This window comes from Streptomyces albiaxialis (genome assembly GCF_039530985.1).
GTDB lineage: Bacteria > Actinomycetota > Actinomycetes > Streptomycetales > Streptomycetaceae > Streptomyces > Streptomyces albiaxialis.
Window position 1 is genome coordinate 370,714 of sequence record NZ_BAAAPE010000013.1, and the last position, 17,791, is coordinate 388,504.

A 17,791-nucleotide genomic window follows, 5' to 3' on the forward strand; every position below is an offset into this window, starting at 1 on the left:
GTGCGACCTGCGTGTGCGGGACGCACCCATACGCGGGGCGGGAGGAGAGAGCGACATGGCCGGGCTACGCCTAGGACCGCTGCTGCGCTACGTCGACGAGGACACGGCGACCGTGTGGGTCGAGACCGAGGGCCCCTGCGAGGCCGAGGTCCACTGCGACGGCACCACGGCGGGCGGCACGGCCCGCACCTGGGAGATCTCCGGGCACCACTACGCGCTGATCACGGTCGTCGGCCTGGAGCCCGGCACGGCGACGCCGTACCGCGTCACGCTGGACGGCGACGAGGTCTGGCCGCTCCCCGGGTCCGCCCACCCGCGCAGCGTCATCCGCACCCTGCGCCCGCCCGAGGAGCGGGACGAGACGCTGCGTGTCGCCTTCGGCTCGTGCCGCTGGGCCGCGCGCCCCGCCGACGCGCGCCACGACCCCGTCGGCCCGGACGCGCTCGACGCCCTCGCCCAGCAGGCCATCGCGGGCGGCACCCTCCCCGACCTGCTGCTCCTCCTCGGCGACCAGGTCTACGCGGACGCGACCTCGGAGCCGGTGCGCGAGAAGCTCGCCCGGCGCCGCGACCTGAGCGAGCCGCCCTGGGACCAGGTCGCGGACTACGAGGAGTACACCGAGCTGTACTACGAATCGTGGCTCGACCCCGAGGTCCGCTGGCTGCTCTCCACCGTCCCGAGCTGCATGATCTTCGACGACCACGACGTCATCGACGACTGGAACACCAGCGAGTCCTGGCAGCGCGACGTCCGCGCGACCGGCTGGTGGCGCGAGCGCGTGCTGGGCGGCCTCACCTCGTACTGGGTCCACCAGCACCTGGGCAACCTCTCCCCCGGCGAACTCGCCGAGGACCCGCTGTTCACGGCCGTACGGGAAGCGGGCGACGAGAGGGCCACGGAGCTGTTGCGCGCGTTCGCCGAGCGCGCCGACCTCGACCCCTCGGCGGCCCGGTGGAGCTACCGCCGCGACTTCGGCCGCGTCAGGCTGCTCATGGTCGACACCCGCGCCGGGCGCGTCCTGACCGAGAACAAGCGCGCGATGCTCGACGACGACGAGATGAGCTGGCTGTACGAGCAGGCGCTGGACGGCGGTCCCGGCGCCGTCGACCATCTGCTGATCGGCTCCTCGCTCCCCTGGCTGCTGCCGCCCGCCGTGCACGGGGTGGAGGTCTGGAACACCGCGCTGTGCGGCGGCGCGCGCGGACCGCGCTGGACGCGCTTCAGCGAGAAGCTCCGCCGGCGCGCCGACCTGGAGCACTGGGCGGCCTTCCCCCGCTCCTTCCGCGAGCTGACCGAGCTGATCGAGCGCGTCGCGACGGGCCCCGAGGCCCCGGCGACGGTCAGCGTCCTGTCGGGCGACGTGCACCACGCGTACGTCGCGGAGCCGGAGTTCCCCGGCACCGGCGCCGCGAACGGCGCCGACGGGACCTCCCACGTCGTGCAGCTCACCTGCTCCCCCATGCACAACAGCATCCCGGCCGTGCTGCGCCCCGCCTTCCGGTTCGGCTGGAGCCGGGCCGGCACGTGGCTCGGCCGCGCGCTGGCCCGGCACGGGCGCGGGGGCCCGCCGCAGGTGAAGTGGCGCCGCACGGGCGGCCCCTGGTTCGGCAACCAGGTCATGACGCTCGCGCTGCACGGCCGCCACGCCGAGTTCAGCCTCGACCAGGCCCGCACGGCGGAGGGGACGGACGCCGGTACGGGCACGGGCGCGGGTGGCACCCGGTCGGCGCTCACGCGGGTGCTGACCCGGTCGCTCACGCCTGCGGGAGGCCGCCGCGCGTCCCGTTAGCCACCCGTGTCAGGACGGGTTCAGGACGGGAGGTCGCCCGACTCGCCCGACGGCATCAGGCCCGGCAGCGGACGGCCGCCCTTGCCGGGCGCCCCGGACTCGAAGGGCACGGTGAAGCAGGCGAGGCGGTCGCCCGCCTGCCCGGCCTTGCCGTTGTGGGTGCTGGTGGCGTGCTCGTGCAGCACCACCGAGCGGGCCTCGCCCTTGCGGAACGTCCACTTCTGCCGGGCGACCGCCGAGCCGCTGCCGTGCTTGTCGGTGGCGAAGTCGAGCCAGACCTCGTTGCGCGGGTTCGCGTAACGGGCGCTGACGGAGGGCTGCCGCGGGTCCTTCCGGTGCTGGTAGTGCGGCCCGGAGGAGTCGGGCTTCGCGCCGCAGGGGCGGGTGTGGACGTGCACGCCGTACGTACGGTTCCGCGCGGCCCCGCGCACCGCGACCTCGATCTTCATGCTCTTGGGCCGGACGCGCTGGCCCACCTGGATCTCCGCGCCGACCGGCACCCGCCGGTCGTAGGTGAGCGCCGCGGAGCCGCCCTTCGCGCGGGGCGCGGCGAACCGGTCGCTGGTCCGCAGCGTGAACGAGCCGCCGGACTTCGAAACGGAGCCGGAGCCTGAGCCGGAGCCGCGGTCGGTGACCGCCGAGCCGGTGTCCGCCGTGCCGGTGATCCCGGAACCGGTGACCGCCGAGCCGGTGGTCCCGGAACCGTTCGCGCTCGCCGCGCCCGCTGTCGCGATCGTCACAGTGACCGCCGTCACCACCGCCACGCGAGTGGCCCTCCCGTGTCGCGCTGCCGCCATCGTGCCCGCCTCTCCGGCCTCTCGGCCCGTTCGTACCCCTGTGGTCCGATTCGGTGCATTTGTATATGGGCGGGTGTGTGAGAGGGGCGCCACGTGGCCCCGGCAGCCCTGTGCGGGGGACCCGGGCGTACGCTGTACGGCGGTAAACGTCAGAGAAACGAGAGCCGGGCAGGGGAGAAACGGGGACAGCGGTGCCGGAAGTCCTGGGGTCTGTGACCGGATCCCCATGGATCTACGCGGTCGTGGCCGCGTCCGTCCTCCTCGATGTCTTCGTGCCGCTGCTGCCCAGCGGCGTCCTCGTCGTCGCCGTCGCCACCGCCGCGGCGGGCACCACGGCAGCCGACGCGGCCGACCTCCCCAGCCACGCGCGCCACGCGGCCGACTACGCGCAGCTCCCCGAGATGCTGCTGCTCGTCCTCTGTGCCGCCTGCGCCTCCGTCGTCGGGGACCTCGCCGCGTACCGGCTCGCCTGGCGCGGCGGCGAGCGCTTCGACCGCGCCATCGCCCGCTCCCGCCGCCTGGCCACGGCGCAGGAACGACTCGGCCACGCCCTGGTCCACCGCGGCGGCGGCGCCCTCGTCGTCCTCGCGCGCTTCGCGCCCGCGGGCCGCTCCGTCGTCAGCCTCACGGCGGGCGCCTCGCACCGGAGCGCACGCGACTTCGTCCCCTGGTCGGCCCTCGCCGGTCTCGCCTGGGCCGCGTACAGCGTGAGCCTCGGCTACTTCGGCAGCCAGTGGCTCGGCGCGAGCTGGCTGGGCACGGCGGTCTCGGTCTGCGCCCTGTTCGCGGCCGGTGCCCTGGCGGCCCACCTGATACGGCGCGAGCCGCACGGCGGCAAACGCGCGAAGACCCCGGCCCCGGCCCCGGCCGCAGCCCGCGCCTCGGCCCTGGAGCCGGAGCCGGACTCCGGTGCGACGGCCACGCACGACCCCGAGTCCGGGGCCGAACCGGGTTCGGCGCCCGTCGCCGCCACGGAGGCGCTCTCCGCCCCGGGGCTGGCCGTCCCCGCCCTGACGGCACTGCCCGTACTCCCCGCACTTCCGACGCTGCCCGCGATGCGCGCGGGCGGCGCCGCGCCCGCCACCGCACCCGCACCCGCACCGTCGGAGGCCCCCTCCGTATGAGTTCCTCCATGAGCACACCCACCTGGTCAGCGCGCCCCGAGCACCCCGACGAGGCGGCCACGGTCCGCCGGATCCTGCTCGACGCGTTCGAGACAGCGGAGGAGGCCGACCTCGTCGACGCGTTGCGCGCCGATGAGGCGGCCTGGCTCGCCCCGTTCTCGTACGTGACGGTCGCGCCGGACGGCGAACCGGTCGCGCAGGCCCTGCTCACCCGCTGCCACGTCGGCGACACCCCGGCGCTCGCCCTCGCGCCGTGCGCCGTGCTCACCGCGTGGCAGCGCCAGGGCGCGGGCGGTGCCGCGATCCGGGGCGCGCTCGCCGCGGCGCGCGCCGCGGGCGAACGTACGGTCGTCGTCCTCGGCCACCCCGCCTACTACCCCCGCTTCGGCTTCGCCTCGGCCTCCGGCTTCGGCATCACGCCGCCCGCGGGCCAGGAGTGGCCGGACGAGGCGTTCCTCGCGCTCGCCCTCGACGGCGGCGCGCTCCCGCGCGGCGAGGTGCGTTACGCGGCGCCGTTCGGCATCTGAGGGTCCCGGCCGGTGATCCCCAGCAGCCGGTCGAGCAGCGGCGCGTCCTCCGGAACGTCGACGGGCGTGCCCCACAGCTCGGGGAGCGGCGCCTTCGGGACGAACTCGGCGACGTGCGCGTAGCAGGCGCGCAGCGTCTCCTCGGGCAGGTCGAAGGGCCGGCCCGTGGCCCGGGCGAGGTCCCAGCCGTGCACCACCAGTTCGGTGAGCACGATCTTTCCCCACAGCGCGTTGGGCAGCTCCACGCCCGCGCCGCCCGACTCCCCTTCCCAGGCCGCCGGGTCGTCCCAGGCCTCGCCGAGCGCCCGTAGCTCCCCGGCCAGCTCCTCGCGCCAGCCCTCCCGCGGCGGCGCGGCGAGCGGCACGGCGGACGTCCCGTCCTGCGCGCCCTCCGCCCGCTCCTTCCGCGCCACGGCGGTGAACCCCCGCGCGACCTGGGCGACGTGGGCGACCAGCGCGCTCACGTCGTACTCCGCGCAGGGCGTGGGCCCGGCGAGCAGGCCGTCCTCCACCCCCGCCACGACCTCGCTCATCCGCCGGCACGCGGGCCTCAGATCGATCACGGTGCGTCCCTCTCACTCGCTCGGCACATACGTTCGCTCCCCGTACCGACCACGGGAACGCCCCGAACTCATCGCTCCGCCGCGCACCGCACGGTAGACATGGCCCATGTATGGGACTGGCAGCGGGCCCGTACCGCCGCCCGGGAGGCGGAACGGGCGGCCGAACGCGCGCGACAGATCCGCGAGGCCCACGAACGCGGCTGAGCCGCGCACGGGCCGCCCCCAGGAGAGGAACAGACATGAGCAGAACGGACCGCGCCGACCGGACCGTCGCGGCACCCCCGGCCGCCGTCTACGGCGCCCTCACGGACCCCCGGGCCCTGGAGAGCTGGCTGCCCCCGGAGGGCATGCGCGGCCACGTCGACCACTGGGACCTCCGGCCCGGCGGCGGATTCCGGATGACCCTCACCTACCTCGACCCCACCGGCAGCCCCGGCAAGACGTCCGACGCCACGGACGTCGTCGACATCGGCTTCGCCGCCCTCGTCCCGCCCGAACGCGTCGTCCAGCGCGCCGTCTTCACCTCCGACGACCCGGCGTACGCGGGCACGATGACGATGACCTGGCACCTCACCCCGACCCCCACCGGCACGAAGGTCACGATCACCGCCGAGGACGTACCCCCCGGCATCGACCAACCCACCCACGAATCCGGCCTGGCCTCCTCCCTGGCCAACCTGGCGGCGTACGTCGAGGCCCGGCAGACGAGCCACCGTCAACCGTGACGCGCCCTGCCTTCGGCACACGCCACAGGGAGTGCCGCCCCTGATTCACTCCCCCTCACGCCGCGCCCGGCGGCGCAGCCACATCACCCATATCCCCGCGACGACGACGGGGAGCCCGCTGTACAGCACCGCCCCCATGGCGATCTCCGCCCACGAATCGTCCGTGAGCCAGCGGTTCAAGGCCAACGCCCCCGCCAACGCGACCCCGTACGCCGCTACTCCCCTGACACGTCTCCCCACGCTCTCCCCCTCCCCCGTCCCACCCGGCACGAGCCCCTCCGGACAACGGAACCATCATCCTCGTGCGGCCTTGGGCATGATGGCGGGTCGTGTGTCGTCGGCCCCGCGGCCCTCAGGAGCCCGGCGAGCTCCATTCCTCGGGGAGACGTATCCCCACGTACGGGCCGCTTGTCGGCAGGCCGGTCGGTGCGTCGCCGCCGGCGCGGCCGAAGTCGAGCGTCCCGCCGGAGAACTCCGAGCCACGGAAGCCGACCGTTCCCTCGGAGAGCACTGCCTCGCTGAATTCGACGCTGCCCCCGGCGAACAGGGACTCGCTGAATTCGACTGCTCCCCCGGCGAACACCGAGTCGTTGAAACTGACGAAGCTGCCGTCGAATATCGCGTTGTCGAAGCGGACCACGGCACCGGCGAACCATGCGCGCTCGAAGAAGACCAGCCCGTGAGGGAAGTGCGCGAAGGTGAAGTCGGCTGTCCCGGCGGTGAACACCGCGTCGCTGAAGGTGACGACGCCGCCGTTGAACGCCGTATCGCGGAAGTCGACCAGAGCACCGGAGAACTCAGCGGAGCGGAAGCTGACCGTCTCGCTGCTGAACTCGGAGCTGCTGAAGTCCACCGTGCCTCCGGAGAACACGGCTTCGCTGAAGTCACCGCCGTCGAAGCGCACGCCTGTGAAGTCGAAGTGGTGCCCCTGCCAGCTTCGGGGGTCTTCGGCGGGAAGCCGTAGGTGATCGCGAATCAGCCGGATGACCGTGAGCCGGACCTCGCGCAGCGCCCGGTACCCGTGCCGGGCCGCCGCGTCGTCCTCCGGGATGTCGGCCTCGGCCGTGTACGGCAGGCGGAGGTACGCGCACAGCACGTCGATACAGGTCTGGCGCAGCTCGCGGGTGGGCGCGTCGTCCGCGAGGCCCGCCAGCGCGTGCACCCCGCCCAGACGCACCGCGGCGGCCTCGTCGCCGAGCTGGGACACGGCGGTGGTGAAGCGCTCGGTGTGCAGACGGGTGGCCTCCCTGAGCGCGCCGTCCTCATCGATGCGCTGCCTCCGGTAGGCCACCACCAGAGCCACCAGCGCCCCCGCCCCGGCGACCACCCCGAAGGAGAGCTTCACCAGGTCGAACAGTGTGCTGGAGGCGAGTCGCCGCTCAGGCCGAAGCCCCTCGACGCCGAGCAGGCCCCACCCCGCGAGGAAGGCCCCGGCCGCGACCAGGACCGCGGCGAGGAACGACAGGACCAGGACCGGACCCACGGGCCACAGCCGTAAGCCGCGCCGCTCCGCCCGGCGCCGGGGCACGTTCGCTCTCACGCCCCAACAGACTTGACGGAGCCGCCGCTCGGTTGCAGCCCCGGGGCCACCCCCGTCCCCCGGCGTGCCCTCACGTCACAGGCATGCACCAGCGCGGAAGAGGCCCCCACGGCTACCCGTGGGGGCCTCTTGTGCGCTGGTCAGAGCCACTATGGCTGAGTGGGCACAACTGGGATCGAACCAGTGACATCCTGCTTGTAAGTCAGTTCCAGGAGCGCTTAGACCAGGATTGGCGGTTGTGCTGGCCTGCTGCGGTCGTCTCTCGACGTTCACCGTTGTTCGCCGCTGTTCGCGACGGTTGTCACGCAGTTGGTCACTCAGCATGAGCGGGCCTGACGGCGTGAGGTCGGTGGAGCGGCTTTGGGCTGGAGCTGCTTTGGGGCGAGAGATCATGGCCCCTTACGCTCGCCAGCGGATCGGGCAGCTTCTAGCCTGCCCGCAATAGCCCGATGTGGGGCCATGATCTTAGAGGCTCGCCCCAAAGTGGCTGCCTAAAGCCGTGGAGCCGACCGCCCCCGCCCCCACCTTCCCTCACCCCTTCGACGCCTCCACCTCCTGCACGCTCCGCAAGGGGCTGTCGCCGTGGCCGCCCCTCGCGTCGGCGCCTGCGTAGGGCCTTCGTGGATCATGCGGAGAGCACTGGAAGGCTCCTAGCCGGGGTGCGGGATCGGCACCGTGGGTGGGGGCGGGTCTCAGCGCTCGTTCCGGTGCAGAGCCCCTGGGCGTGCCAAAGCGTGAAGCGGGATCACCCCGTGGCAGCTATCAGGTGCCGCGGGGCCGGGGGCGCGTCGGCGCGGGCCGGAGGCAGGAGCGCAGGCGCGTCCCCGAGCTGCGCGGCGGCCCGCTGAGCGGGCCGGTGGGGTGTGGTCCCGTAGCGGCGGCTCGAAGGAGCCGATTGGGTCGCCGCACCGGATGCCCGAAAGGGCAAGAGCCCCCGCCCCTTCCCGCAAGCCGAAGACCGCTCCCGAACGGCCGCAGGGCCGCCCCCCGGCGCCCACAGGAAGCAAGAGGAACAACGGGCCCGCCCGCGCCCCCAAGGCCGCGCCCCGGGGCGCTGCGCGGCTCAGACTGCCCCGTCCAGGGTGCCCGTGCGGGAACTCCCGGAAGGGCGTCCCTCCCCCTCCCCGCCGCAGGCGGGGAGCTTGATGAGGTAGTGAAACCTGTAACAACACGGCCGCTACCTGGGCCCCGCTCGCTGCTGTCGGACGCGTCCTTTAGGGTGGAAGCACCCTAGGGAGCATAGGAGGATGATCAATGGCTGAGACCGCGCAGCAGATTGCCGATGACCTGCGGGCGCGGATCGACTCCGGTGAGTTTGCTCCCGGAGATCGCCTACCCGGTGAGCCTGCGCTCGTGCGTCAGTACGGCGTCGCCAAGATGACCGCCAACGGGGCACTGAAGATCTTGGTTGCGGAGGGAATCGCACAAGCACGTACCGGATCGGGTACGTACGTCCGCGAGTTCAAGCCCATTGTCCGCGACGCGGTGAAGCGGCTCGCCCGCTCCCAATGGGCCCTGGGCTCTTCCATCTGGTCCGCCGACGTTGAAGATCGACCGAGGGATGTCGCAGACCTCGACGTATCTGAGATCGAAGCCCCCAAGTGGGTTGCCCGCGCCCTGGGACTGAATGAAGGCGCGACCGTGATCTGCCGTAGCCGTCTGTACCTGGTTGAGGGTGAGCCGGTGCAGTCGGCTATCTCCTACCTGTCCGCTGACCTGGTTCGGGATACGCAGATTGCCCAGCCGGACACCGGCCCCGGCGGCACGTTCAAGCGATTGGAAGAGATCGGCAGCGCGCCTGAGCGGTTCGAAGAGGACTTGCGTGCGCGCATGCCGAGTGCGGAGGAAGCCGAGCGGCTCCAGGTGCCCGCCGGAACGCCCGTGGTGGAGATCTACCGGACGGCCTTCACAGGTGACGGTCGGCCGATTGAGGTCAACCGGATGCTGCTCGACGCCGGTTCGTACGTCATGAGGTACCGCTTCGAGAGCTGAATCGCAGCATGGAACTGGCCCGCTCCGGCGGGCTTTTTTCATGCCCGGGAGCCAAGAGGGTTGACCTCCCTAGGGATATTTGATTCTATCTCCCTAGGGAGGAGCAAGCTCCTCAAAGAGCGGGGCGACGCCCCACCGCCAAGTAGATGCGTCGCCCCTGGTTCCCACGAAGGGAAGTTCCATCATGGCGTCTTTCAAGATCGACCTTTCGACGGCCCTCGTGTTCGTGGCGACGGCTCCTGAGCCGAAGATGGCGAACAAGAAGACCGGGGAACGGGCCATGGACCGGGAGACCGGTGCGGGCCTCTCGACCGTGGGTCTGCTGGTCTCGGATGAAGGTGAGGGCAACCTCTACCAGGTGACCGTTCCGGAGACCGGTCTTCCGGAGGGTCTGGCGCCGGGGATGCCGGTGTCGGTCACGGGGCTGAAGGCGCGGGACTGGGAGAACGAGTTCAACGGCCAGAAGCGCCACGGCATCGCCTTCCGCGCGGTTGCGCTCACGACGGCGGCCTGATCATGTCGGACCTGATGACCGCACTGGAGGTGACCGGCCTCGCGGCCGGTGCCGGGGGTCTCGGCTACGCCAAGCACCGGGCGCCGCGCGTGTACTGGACGCTGGTGGGTCTGCCGGTGACCTGGGGCCGCTTTACCTTCACCTTCCGTTCCACGATGGAGGTGTGCGGGCTGACGGTGCAGGCGTCCGGGCTGAAGGCGGCCATGGCCCGTGCGGCTCGCCGCCAGGTGCGGCCCGCGATGCCGAAGATCCGCCGTGTCCGCGGGACCTCGACGGGTCTGCGGGCTCGGCTGAAGCTGCCCGCGGGGCTGGAGCCTGCGGACGTGTCCGCGTCGGCGGAGCGGCTGCGGCATGCCTGGGGGGTGCGCTCGGTGACTGTGGTCGAGACCCGGCCGGGGATGGTCGAGTTGCGCATGACCGGCTATGACGTGCTGGGCCGGGTGCGGATGCCGCGCCGCTTCAAGCCCGAGGGGCCGATGGTGGTTCCGGTCGCGCTGCGCGAGGACGGCACCGTCTTCATCCGCGACTACCGCAAGGTCCCCATGGCCCTGACGCTGGGCGCCACGCTCTCGGGCAAGTCGATGTACCAGCGCAACCTGATCAAAGGGCTTGCCGAACAGCCGGTCGCCTTGGTCGGCATCGACTGCAAGCGCGGGGTCGAGCAGTCCCCGTATGCGGCCCGCTTCTCCGGCATGGCCACCACCCCGGATGAGTCCGATGGCCTCCTGAAGGCGTTGGTGCGGGAGATGGAAGACCGTTTCGACCTGCTGGGCGACTACGGCGCCGCGAACGTGTGGGAGCTGCCGGACGCGGTACGCCCGGTCCCGCTCGTGCTGCTGGTGGATGAGGTGGCCGAACTGTTCATGGTCGCCGCCCGGAAGGACGAAGAACGCCGGGATCGCATGGTGCAGTACCTCGTGCGCCTGGCGCAGATGGCCCGCGCGGTCGGCATGTACCTGGAGATCTGCGGACAGCGCTTCGGCTCCGAGCTGGGCAAGGGCGCCACGATGCTCCGCGCACAACTCACCGGCCGCGTCGTCCACCGCGTCAACGATCTCCAGACGGCCGAGATGGGCATCAAGGACATCGCCCCCGAGGCACTGCCGGTGGTCACCACGATCCCGCCGGACCGCCCCGGCGTGGCCGTGGCCGGTGACACCTCCGGCGGCTGGTCCCGCATCCGCACCCCAGAGACCTCTCAGGCCGAGGCGGTCGCCGCCTGCCGCCGCTTCGCGCACCTGACCCCGGAGCTGCCCGCGCTGGCCGACTTCCGGCCGCTCGTGGACCCCGAACCGGCCCCCGAGCCGGACCCGGCCCCGGCGCCGGATGACGCCTCGCCGCTGGTTCCGCAGCCGGTGGCCGACTAGGCACCCCTTCTGCTTCACGGTCGGCGCGACCGCTTCGCGCCAGGTCCCTACCCGATTCATGCCCGAAACCGGGCCACACCGAAGGAGACAGATCGCATGGCGAAGAAGAACGAGCGCGAGACCGCCCGCGAGGACACCGCCCGCTTCAACGATCTGACCACCGCCTACCTGCGGGCCGAGGACCACCCGGACGAGGAGTTCATCGGCACGGTCGGCGTCGCGCTTCAGCACGAGCGCTGCGAGCGGCTCAAGGGCAACTACCCGCCCGCCGGTCACGGCTACCCGCGGAAGTGAGGCAGTCATGACGCGTCGTGAGAACGACAGGGACGACCAGGCGCGCACCCTGCGCCTGCTGGACCAGGTGGATTCCTCGTTCGAGTTCGACCCGGACGCCACCTTCGAGCCGGGCACCTTCGAGTCGGTGCTGCTGCACGGCATCGCGGGTGATCCGCGCCAGCCCTACCCGCCCGCCGGTCACAGCTATCCGAGGACGTGATCGCCATGGCTGCGAAGCGGAAGACCGCAGCGAAGAAGCCGTGCGGGCCCTGCAAGGGCACCGGAGAGGCCAGCGTCCGGGTGGTCGTCGGCGCCCGCCGCAAGCGCACCACCGAGCACCAGCAGACCGGGATGTGCCTCAACTGCCTCGGTACCGGCGAGGACCCCAACTGATCACCAACCTGCGGGCCGGGCGGCCGGACCTCGACCCCCGTCCGGCCCGTGCCCCAACTCTGCGAAGGAGGTGAGGACATGGCCCACTCGCTGCCCGTGCGGCTGGATGCCGTACTGGTGCAAGCGGTGATCGCCGGGGCGTTGTCCTTCGCCCACCTGCACGATCTCGCCGCTGCTGCGGGACAGGACGGCTGGAAAGCCTGGGCCTACCCGGTCAGCGTGGACCTGCTGTTGGTCGCCGCCTGGCGCAGGCTGCGCAACGGTGGCCCTGCGCGCCTGGCGTGGTGCTGGTTCCTGATCGCGCTGTTCGCCTCGCTCGGGGCCAACGTCGCCACCGCCGGGTTCCTCGACCTGCAACACCCCCCGGCCTGGCTGCGCTTCGGCGTCGCCGGGTGGCCCGCCCTCGCCTTCCTCGGCGGCACCCTCCTGGCACACGCCGCGGCCGACAAGCCCGACCCCGCACCGGCCCCTGAGACCGTGCCCGAGCCGCCTGCGGACCCCGTGCCCGAACCGGCCCCGGCACCCGCCCCGGAGCCGCGTGAGACCGCATCGCCGGAGACGGCCCCGGCCAAGCCAGTCGTACTCGACCCGGCTCCTGCTGAGCGCCCGGCGCCCGGCGTGCCCCCGGCCCTGCTGGACCACGCCCGGAAGCTCGCCGGTGAGCACCGCACCCGCACCGGCTCCGCCATCGACACCGACACCCTGCGCACCCGGCTCGGAGTCCCCGAACCCCTCGCACAGCAGATCGTCACCCAACTCGCCTGATCGGAAAGGAAATACCGCCATGGCTGGACAGGAACCGACCGCCCAGGACTTCCGGGATGCGGCAGACGAAATGGCCGCGACCGGACACCCCTTCCTCGCTCGCGAACTGATCGCGGAAGCCGAACGCCTCGAAAACCCCGACACCCGCACGGACGAGGAGAGCTGACCATGGCCCGCCCCAAGCGCTTCCACAAGATGATCCGGATCGGCCCGGTCGAGGTCGGCACCTACCGCGACGACCGCGGACGGGAGAAGCACACCGCCGCGTGCACCGCCCCGCGATGCGGCTTCTCCACCGACTACGCCGACCGCTCCGCCGCCGAACTCGCCGCTCGCACCCACCACTGCGCGCCCTGACCCGGGATGGAGGACTGTCATGCACCTGCCCGACGAACAGCTCCGCGCCGGACACATCCCCGCCGACCTGTACCGGCAGATCCCGCCCGGCACCGACCCGCGCAAAGTCGTGATCGTCCAGGAAGCGCCCCGCTCCTACAAGGGCCCCATTCTGGTGATCCTCTTTGGCACCGCCGGGATTGTCGCCGTGCTGCTCGTGCTCGCGTTCGTGGTGCAGATCATCGCAGCATCCATCGTCGCGGTCCTCTCCGCGAGCTGCGGCATCGGCTACACCCTCAACCGCGGCAGCAAGCAGAGCAAGTCCACCCCGCGTCCCGCGGTCAAGGCCCGCTCCCGCGCCCCGCGCAAGCCCGCCCGCCGCCGATCCCCGCGGCCCAAGGGCAAGTCCCTCTACCGCACGTAACGACCGCCCGGGGAGGCCTCTACCGCCAAGTATCCGCCGCCCCGGACGGCCTCCACCTTCCCGATCCACCGGACCCGAAAGGGAGATCCATCATGCCTGTACGCCTGACGACCCGGCACATCTGCGGCCACTGCGACGGCTTCCCCGTCGTCGCCATCACCACCGGCACCCACCACCGCGACGGCTCCCGCATCACCATCCGCGCCACCTGCCCCGACTGCCAGGGCACCGGCCGCGCCCCCACCCGCCCCACCCCGAACCGCACGTGCTGGGAGGTAACCGCGTGACCGACACCGCCACTCTGGCGGGCCTGGCCCCCGAGACCCTTGCCGACGTGCTGAGGGTCGCCGGGGACCCCGGCTTCGATCGCTGGCACGAACAGATCCGCCGCACCGGTGGCTGCTCCGACCCCATCCGGCTGACCGGTACCGCTAAGACGGTGGACCGGGCAACGGGCGCGGTGCTGCACGCCTACTCCACCGACCACGAGCCGGGCGGCATGCTGCGGATCGCCTGCGGCAACCGCCGCGCCTCCCGCTGCCCGGCCTGCGCCTGGACCTACGCCGGAGACACCTACCACCTGATCCGCGCCGGACTGACCGGGGATGAGGCCAAGGGCACCCCGCCGACCGTGCGCGAGCACCCCCGCGTCTTCGCCACCCTCACCGCCCCCAGCTTTGGCCCCGTCCACAACCGGCCCCGCTCCGGCCGCTGCCGCTGCGGCACCCGCCACCCCGAAGACGCCCCGGCCCTTGGCACGGCGCTGGACCCGGCCACCTACGACTACGCCGGGGCCGTGCTGTGGAACAACCACGCCTCTGAGCTGTGGCGGTACTTCACGATCTACCTGCGCCGTGAGATCGCCCGCCGCGCCGGACTCACCCAGGCCGAAGCGCGCGAGACCTCCCGTCTGTCCTTCGGCAAGGTCGCCGAATACCAGAAGCGCGGGGCCGTCCACTTCCATGCCGTGATCCGCTTTGACGGTCCGGACGGGCCCGACTCCCCGCCCCCGCACTGGGCCACCCTCGCGCTGTTGACCGACGCCATCCAGGCGGCAGCGGCTCGCGTCGCGCTCGTCGTCCCCGCCGCTGGCGACCAGCCCGCCCGCACCCTGCGGTGGGGCAAGCAACTCGACGTGCAGCCCATCGGCGCCTTCGGTCAGGGCGAAGACCTCACCGAAGCGGCGGTCGCCTCCTACGTGGCCAAGTACGCCACCAAGGCAGCCGAGACCACCGGCACCGCCGACCGCCGCATCGGCAGCCACGACGCCATTGAACTCCTGGGCATCCCCGAGCACCCCGCCCGGCTGATCGCGGCCTGCCTCGACCTGCACCCGCTCTACCCGGACCGCAAGCTACGCGACTGGGCTCACATGCTCGGCTTCCGCGGCCACTTCAGCACGAAGTCCCGCCGCTACTCCACCACCCTCGGAGCCCTCCGGCAGGTCCGCGCCGACTACCGCGCACGCCAGCAACGCGCACACCTCGGCCTCCCCGACCCCGACGACCACCCCGAGGCCACCACGCTCACCCTCGCGCACTGGACCTACGCCGGACACGGCCACACCCCCGGCGAATCCTGGCTCGCCGCTTCGATCCACCGCGAGATCCAATACAACCGCGAAACCGCCCGCGAAGCCCGCGCCGACCTCGAAAACGCGGAGGTGTGGGATGACTGACGAACTTCTGACTGTTCGCCAGGTCACGGTCACGCTCAAGATCGGCCGAACCAAGGTTTATGACCTGATCCGTACCAAGGAACTGCCCTCGCTGACCATCGGCCGAAGTCGCCGGATCCCGGCTCAAGCGGTGAGGGCCTATCTCGCCTCACGCATGAACCTCGGGGAGGTGGCCTGATGGCGAAGCGGCGCAGTCGAGGTGACGGGGGCCTTCACTGGGACGACAAGCGTCAACGCTGGATCGCCACGGCCAGCCTCGGCTACGACGGTGCTGGCAAGCGCATCGTCAAGCGAGGAAGTGGCCGTACGAAGACCGAGGCGAAAGCCAAGCTGAAGGAGGTGTTGCGGGACCACGAGGATGGGCTGTCCATCGCTCCGGGGGACACCACCGTGGCTGACGCCGTGGCTGACTGGCTCGCCTATGGGCTTGCGGACCGCACGGCGAAGACCGTGAAGGACTACACCGGGTTCTGCCGGACGCACATCGTGCCCGAGCTGGGAGCCCTGAAGCTCCGGGATCTTCGCGCAGAGCACGTAGACAAGTGGCTCGCCGCCAAGTCTCGGACGCTGAGCACCCGTACGCTCCGCATCCTGCATTCGTGCCTGAATCGCTCCGTGAAACGGGCCATGGCTCGGGACAAGGTCAAGCGCAACGTGGTCGAGCTGTGCAGCGTCCCCGTGGGGCAGCCTGGCCGACCGTCCAAGGCGCTCACTCTGGCTCAGGCGCATGCCGTACTCGAAGCGGCAGAGGGCTCGGCGCTGCACGCGTACATCGTCGTCTCTCTCCTCACCGGAGGGAGAACGGAGGAGCTGCGTGCACTCACCTGGGACCACGTTGACTTGCTCGGAGGGCCCGACTTGGCCCCACCCGTACCGCCGTACATCGCGGTGTGGCGTTCCGTCCGCGCCGGATCTGACACCAAGACGCGGAAGTCGCGGCGCACCCTCGCACTACCGGGGCGCTGCGTGGAGGCGCTGACCGCGCATCGGGAGCGACAGGAGCGGCAACGGAAGAAGGCGGGGCAGAGGTGGCAAGAGCACGGCTTCGTGTTCGCCTCCCGTGTCGGGACGAAGCTGCACGCCCGTAATGTGCGCAGGGCCTTCCGCACGGTGCTGCGGAATGTTCCTGGCATCACGGCCTCGGAGTGGACGCCCCGAGAGCTACGACACAGCTTCGTCTCGCTGCTGTCTGACGGCGGAGTGCCCGTTGAGGAGATCTCACGACTGGTCGGCCACCGGAGCACGGCAGTCACGGAGACCGTCTACCGCCACCAGATCCGCCCCGTGATCCAGACGGGAGCCGTCACGATGGACAAGATCTTCAGCGGCGATAGTGAGAAGGTCAACGACGCTTCGGATGCGAGTGGGACACCGGAACCGGAGGCTTAGTCACGCACATAGTCACTCAGCACGAATCAGGGCCCCGCCAATGATCATCGGCGGGGCCCTGACGTGCATCTGTGGAGTGGGCACAACTGGGATCGAACCAGTGACATCCTGCTTGTAAGGCAGGCGCTCTACCGCTGAGCTATGCGCCCGGGAAGTGAGCTGACAGCGTACCTTGCCGCCGGTCTCCGTACGCAATCACCTCGCGAACTAACTAGCTCGTGTGTTCGTTGTCCCCAGGTGGGAGAATGACCACCGATTCACATGACTGCACACGGGAGAGGGTTCGTGACGGCGATGAACGGCGGGGGCACCCGTCGCTGGGGCTGGGGGAGCGGTCGCGCGGAGAATCTGCGGGCCGACGCGCAGACCGCCAAGGACGCCGCAGCCGCTGCCTTCTACGAACTCGACACCGCCCAGCGCGATCTGCGGATCTCCATCGAGACGATCAGCGCGGTCGACAGCTCGCCGGGCGCCCGTAAGGCCGCGAGCGACTTCGCGGAGTTCGGCGCCCGTATCGACCGGGTCAGCCATGACTACATCACCGTGGTCGACGCCCATGATCTCGACAGGGACGATCTCGATTCCGGTACGGCCGCGCGGGCGCGGGCCGAGCTGGACCGGACGCGGCAGGACCTGGAGCGGGTCAAGGCCGAGCTGGACCGGTTCGGGCAGAGCCTGGGCCCGCTGCTGACCCAGGCGGAGAACCAGCTCGCGCGGCTCGCGCCCGCCGTGGAGCGCGCCCGGCAGGGCCTGCTCGCGGCCAGCGGGGCGCTGGACCAGGTGCGTGCGACGGGCCTGAAGGCCGACGATCTCGCGGCGCGCCTCGCCGCCCTCTCCCCCGACCTCACGAAGCTGAACGAGGGCGCGGGCCAGCACGGCGTCCAGGAGACCGTGCAGCGCGCCGACAGGGTCGTGCGCGAGGCCGAGGCCATCCGCGGCGAGGCCGAGCGGCTGCCCGAGAGAGCCGCGGAGATCGACAAGCGCCTCTCCTCGCTCCGTACGCGGGCGCAGGCGCTGCACACGCGCGCCGGGCAGGTCGAGCCGGTGCTCAGTGAGCTGCGCCGCCGCTTCAGCGCCGCCTGCTGGCAGGACCTCCAGCAGGTGCCGCGGCAGGCCGAGCGCTCGGTGGCCCAGGCGGAGGAGAAGCTGCGCGAGGCCCGTACGGCACGGGAGGAGCAGCGCTGGGCGGACGCGACGACCCTGCTGTCGACCGTACGGGCGCTGCTGAACACGACGGACGAGGGCGTGAAGGCCGCGGGCGAGCGCCTCCAGCGGCTCAATGAGGTCTCCTTCGACCACACGAAGGAGGTCGAGCGGACGCGTTTCGCGATCCGCGATGCCCAGCGGCTGGCGATGGCCGGGCGCAGCACGCCCGACCCGCGGCACGCGGCCCCGCTGGACAGCGCCGTCGAGCGCGTCGACCGCGCGGTGGCCTCGCTCACCGGCCGCCACCCCGACTACTGGCACCTGCTGACCGAGCTGGACGCCGTGAAGGAGACGGTGCAGCAGGCCGTGGAGCAGATCCGGCAGGACCGCGCGAGCGGGCACTGAGCCCGTCGGGAGCCCGCAGGAGCCCGCCGGGGTCCCGGTTG

General features: G+C 71.6%; 23 protein-coding genes and 1 tRNA gene. 19 read left to right on the forward strand and 5 right to left on the reverse strand.

What is annotated here, in order from left to right; all coding sequences use genetic code 11:
* Window positions 1-55 precede the first annotated feature (55 nt).
* Window positions 56-1,789 carry an alkaline phosphatase D family protein gene (locus ABD343_RS25265; RefSeq protein ID WP_344531618.1) on the forward strand — a complete coding sequence of 578 codons (1,734 nt, stop codon included), beginning with the start codon at window positions 56-58 and terminating at the stop codon, window positions 1,787-1,789.
* A 20-nt stretch (window positions 1,790-1,809) separates the two neighbouring features.
* Here the strand turns inward: ABD343_RS25265 and ABD343_RS25270 are convergent, their stop codons facing one another.
* Window positions 1,810-2,529, reverse strand: a complete 720-nt coding sequence (locus ABD343_RS25270; protein ID WP_344531619.1) for a superoxide dismutase family protein — start codon at window positions 2,527-2,529, stop codon at window positions 1,810-1,812.
* A 269-nt stretch (window positions 2,530-2,798) separates the two neighbouring features.
* Between ABD343_RS25270 and ABD343_RS25275 the strand changes: the two genes are divergently transcribed.
* Both ABD343_RS25275 and ABD343_RS25280 read left to right on the forward strand, forming a co-directional pair.
* Window positions 2,799-3,710, forward strand: coding sequence for a DedA family protein (locus ABD343_RS25275; RefSeq protein WP_425578265.1), 912 nt, complete (start codon window positions 2,799-2,801; stop codon window positions 3,708-3,710).
* Between the two features lie 8 nt (window positions 3,711-3,718).
* Window positions 3,719-4,237, forward strand: coding sequence for a GNAT family N-acetyltransferase (locus ABD343_RS25280; RefSeq protein ID WP_344531620.1), 519 nt, complete (start codon window positions 3,719-3,721; stop codon window positions 4,235-4,237).
* Here the strand turns inward: ABD343_RS25280 and ABD343_RS25285 are convergent.
* Window positions 4,213-4,800, reverse strand: coding sequence for a TIGR03086 family metal-binding protein (locus ABD343_RS25285; RefSeq protein ID WP_344531621.1), 588 nt, complete (start codon window positions 4,798-4,800; stop codon window positions 4,213-4,215). The genes ABD343_RS25280 and ABD343_RS25285 overlap by 25 nt on opposite strands.
* A 239-nt stretch (window positions 4,801-5,039) precedes the next feature.
* On the opposite strand from ABD343_RS25285, the gene ABD343_RS25290 reads away from it, so the two are divergent.
* Complete coding sequence (locus ABD343_RS25290; protein WP_344531622.1) at window positions 5,040-5,525, forward strand: SRPBCC family protein; 486 nt, start codon at window positions 5,040-5,042, stop codon at window positions 5,523-5,525.
* Between the two features lie 45 nt (window positions 5,526-5,570).
* Here the strand turns inward: ABD343_RS25290 and ABD343_RS25295 are convergent, their stop codons facing one another.
* Window positions 5,571-5,705: a hypothetical protein gene (locus tag ABD343_RS25295; RefSeq protein WP_344531623.1), complete on the reverse strand. Its 135-nt coding sequence runs from the start codon at window positions 5,703-5,705 to the stop codon at window positions 5,571-5,573.
* A 172-nt stretch (window positions 5,706-5,877) separates the two neighbouring features.
* Entirely contained in the window at window positions 5,878-7,065 is a 1,188-nt protein-coding gene (locus tag ABD343_RS25300; protein WP_344531624.1) for a pentapeptide repeat-containing protein, read from the reverse strand.
* A gap of 1,254 nt (window positions 7,066-8,319) precedes the next feature.
* Between ABD343_RS25300 and ABD343_RS25305 the strand changes: the two genes are divergently transcribed.
* The 14 genes from ABD343_RS25305 to ABD343_RS25370 all read left to right on the forward strand — a co-directional run bounded on the left by ABD343_RS25305 (window position 8,320) and on the right by ABD343_RS25370 (window position 16,199).
* Window positions 8,320-9,057, forward strand: a complete 738-nt coding sequence (locus ABD343_RS25305; RefSeq protein WP_344531625.1) for a GntR family transcriptional regulator — start codon at window positions 8,320-8,322, stop codon at window positions 9,055-9,057.
* Between the two features lie 184 nt (window positions 9,058-9,241).
* Window positions 9,242-9,571, forward strand: a complete 330-nt coding sequence (locus ABD343_RS25310; RefSeq protein ID WP_344531626.1) for an SCO3933 family regulatory protein — start codon at window positions 9,242-9,244, stop codon at window positions 9,569-9,571.
* Window positions 9,572-9,573: 2 nt separating this feature from the next.
* Window positions 9,574-10,938, forward strand: a complete 1,365-nt coding sequence (locus ABD343_RS25315) for an FtsK/SpoIIIE domain-containing protein (RefSeq protein WP_344531627.1) — start codon at window positions 9,574-9,576, stop codon at window positions 10,936-10,938.
* A gap of 96 nt (window positions 10,939-11,034) precedes the next feature.
* Complete coding sequence (locus ABD343_RS25320) at window positions 11,035-11,232, forward strand: hypothetical protein (RefSeq protein ID WP_344531628.1); 198 nt, start codon at window positions 11,035-11,037, stop codon at window positions 11,230-11,232.
* Between the two features lie 7 nt (window positions 11,233-11,239).
* The gene (locus ABD343_RS25325; RefSeq protein WP_344531629.1) at window positions 11,240-11,434 is read left to right on the forward strand and encodes a hypothetical protein; all 195 of its coding nucleotides are present in this window, start codon (window positions 11,240-11,242) and stop codon (window positions 11,432-11,434) included.
* 5 nt (window positions 11,435-11,439) lie between these two features.
* Complete coding sequence (locus tag ABD343_RS25330) at window positions 11,440-11,607, forward strand: hypothetical protein (protein WP_344531630.1); 168 nt, start codon at window positions 11,440-11,442, stop codon at window positions 11,605-11,607.
* Between the two features lie 78 nt (window positions 11,608-11,685).
* A complete protein-coding gene (locus ABD343_RS25335; RefSeq protein ID WP_344531631.1) occupies window positions 11,686-12,372 on the forward strand; it encodes a DUF2637 domain-containing protein in 687 nt (228 codons plus the stop codon).
* A gap of 19 nt (window positions 12,373-12,391) precedes the next feature.
* Window positions 12,392-12,538, forward strand: a complete 147-nt coding sequence (locus ABD343_RS25340; RefSeq protein WP_344531632.1) for a hypothetical protein — start codon at window positions 12,392-12,394, stop codon at window positions 12,536-12,538.
* A 2-nt stretch (window positions 12,539-12,540) separates the two neighbouring features.
* On the forward strand, window positions 12,541-12,729 hold the full coding sequence (locus ABD343_RS25345; RefSeq protein WP_344531633.1) for a mobile element transfer protein: 189 nt from the start codon (window positions 12,541-12,543) through the stop codon (window positions 12,727-12,729).
* A 19-nt stretch (window positions 12,730-12,748) separates the two neighbouring features.
* Window positions 12,749-13,132 carry a hypothetical protein gene (locus ABD343_RS25350; RefSeq protein ID WP_344531634.1) on the forward strand — a complete coding sequence of 128 codons (384 nt, stop codon included), beginning with the start codon at window positions 12,749-12,751 and terminating at the stop codon, window positions 13,130-13,132.
* A gap of 92 nt (window positions 13,133-13,224) precedes the next feature.
* Window positions 13,225-13,419, forward strand: a complete 195-nt coding sequence (locus tag ABD343_RS25355) for a hypothetical protein (protein ID WP_344531635.1) — start codon at window positions 13,225-13,227, stop codon at window positions 13,417-13,419.
* Window positions 13,416-14,810, forward strand: coding sequence for a replication initiator protein RepSA (gene repSA, locus ABD343_RS25360; RefSeq protein ID WP_344531636.1), 1,395 nt, complete (start codon window positions 13,416-13,418; stop codon window positions 14,808-14,810). The genes ABD343_RS25355 and repSA overlap by 4 nt, the downstream gene beginning before the upstream one ends.
* Window positions 14,803-14,988 carry a helix-turn-helix domain-containing protein gene (locus ABD343_RS25365; protein WP_344531637.1) on the forward strand — a complete coding sequence of 62 codons (186 nt, stop codon included), beginning with the start codon at window positions 14,803-14,805 and terminating at the stop codon, window positions 14,986-14,988. The genes repSA and ABD343_RS25365 overlap by 8 nt, the downstream gene beginning before the upstream one ends.
* On the forward strand, window positions 14,988-16,199 hold the full coding sequence (locus ABD343_RS25370; protein WP_344531638.1) for a site-specific integrase: 1,212 nt from the start codon (window positions 14,988-14,990) through the stop codon (window positions 16,197-16,199). Before ABD343_RS25365 ends, ABD343_RS25370 begins: the two co-directional genes overlap by 1 nt.
* Before the next feature lie 77 nt (window positions 16,200-16,276).
* On the opposite strand, the gene ABD343_RS25375 is transcribed toward ABD343_RS25370, so the two are convergent.
* Window positions 16,277-16,348 (reverse strand) — tRNA-Val (locus ABD343_RS25375).
* A gap of 145 nt (window positions 16,349-16,493) precedes the next feature.
* Between ABD343_RS25375 and ABD343_RS25380 the strand changes: the two genes are divergently transcribed.
* Window positions 16,494-17,750, forward strand: a complete 1,257-nt coding sequence (locus ABD343_RS25380) for a coiled-coil domain-containing protein (RefSeq protein WP_344532238.1) — start codon at window positions 16,494-16,496, stop codon at window positions 17,748-17,750.
* Window positions 17,751-17,791 lie beyond the last annotated feature (41 nt).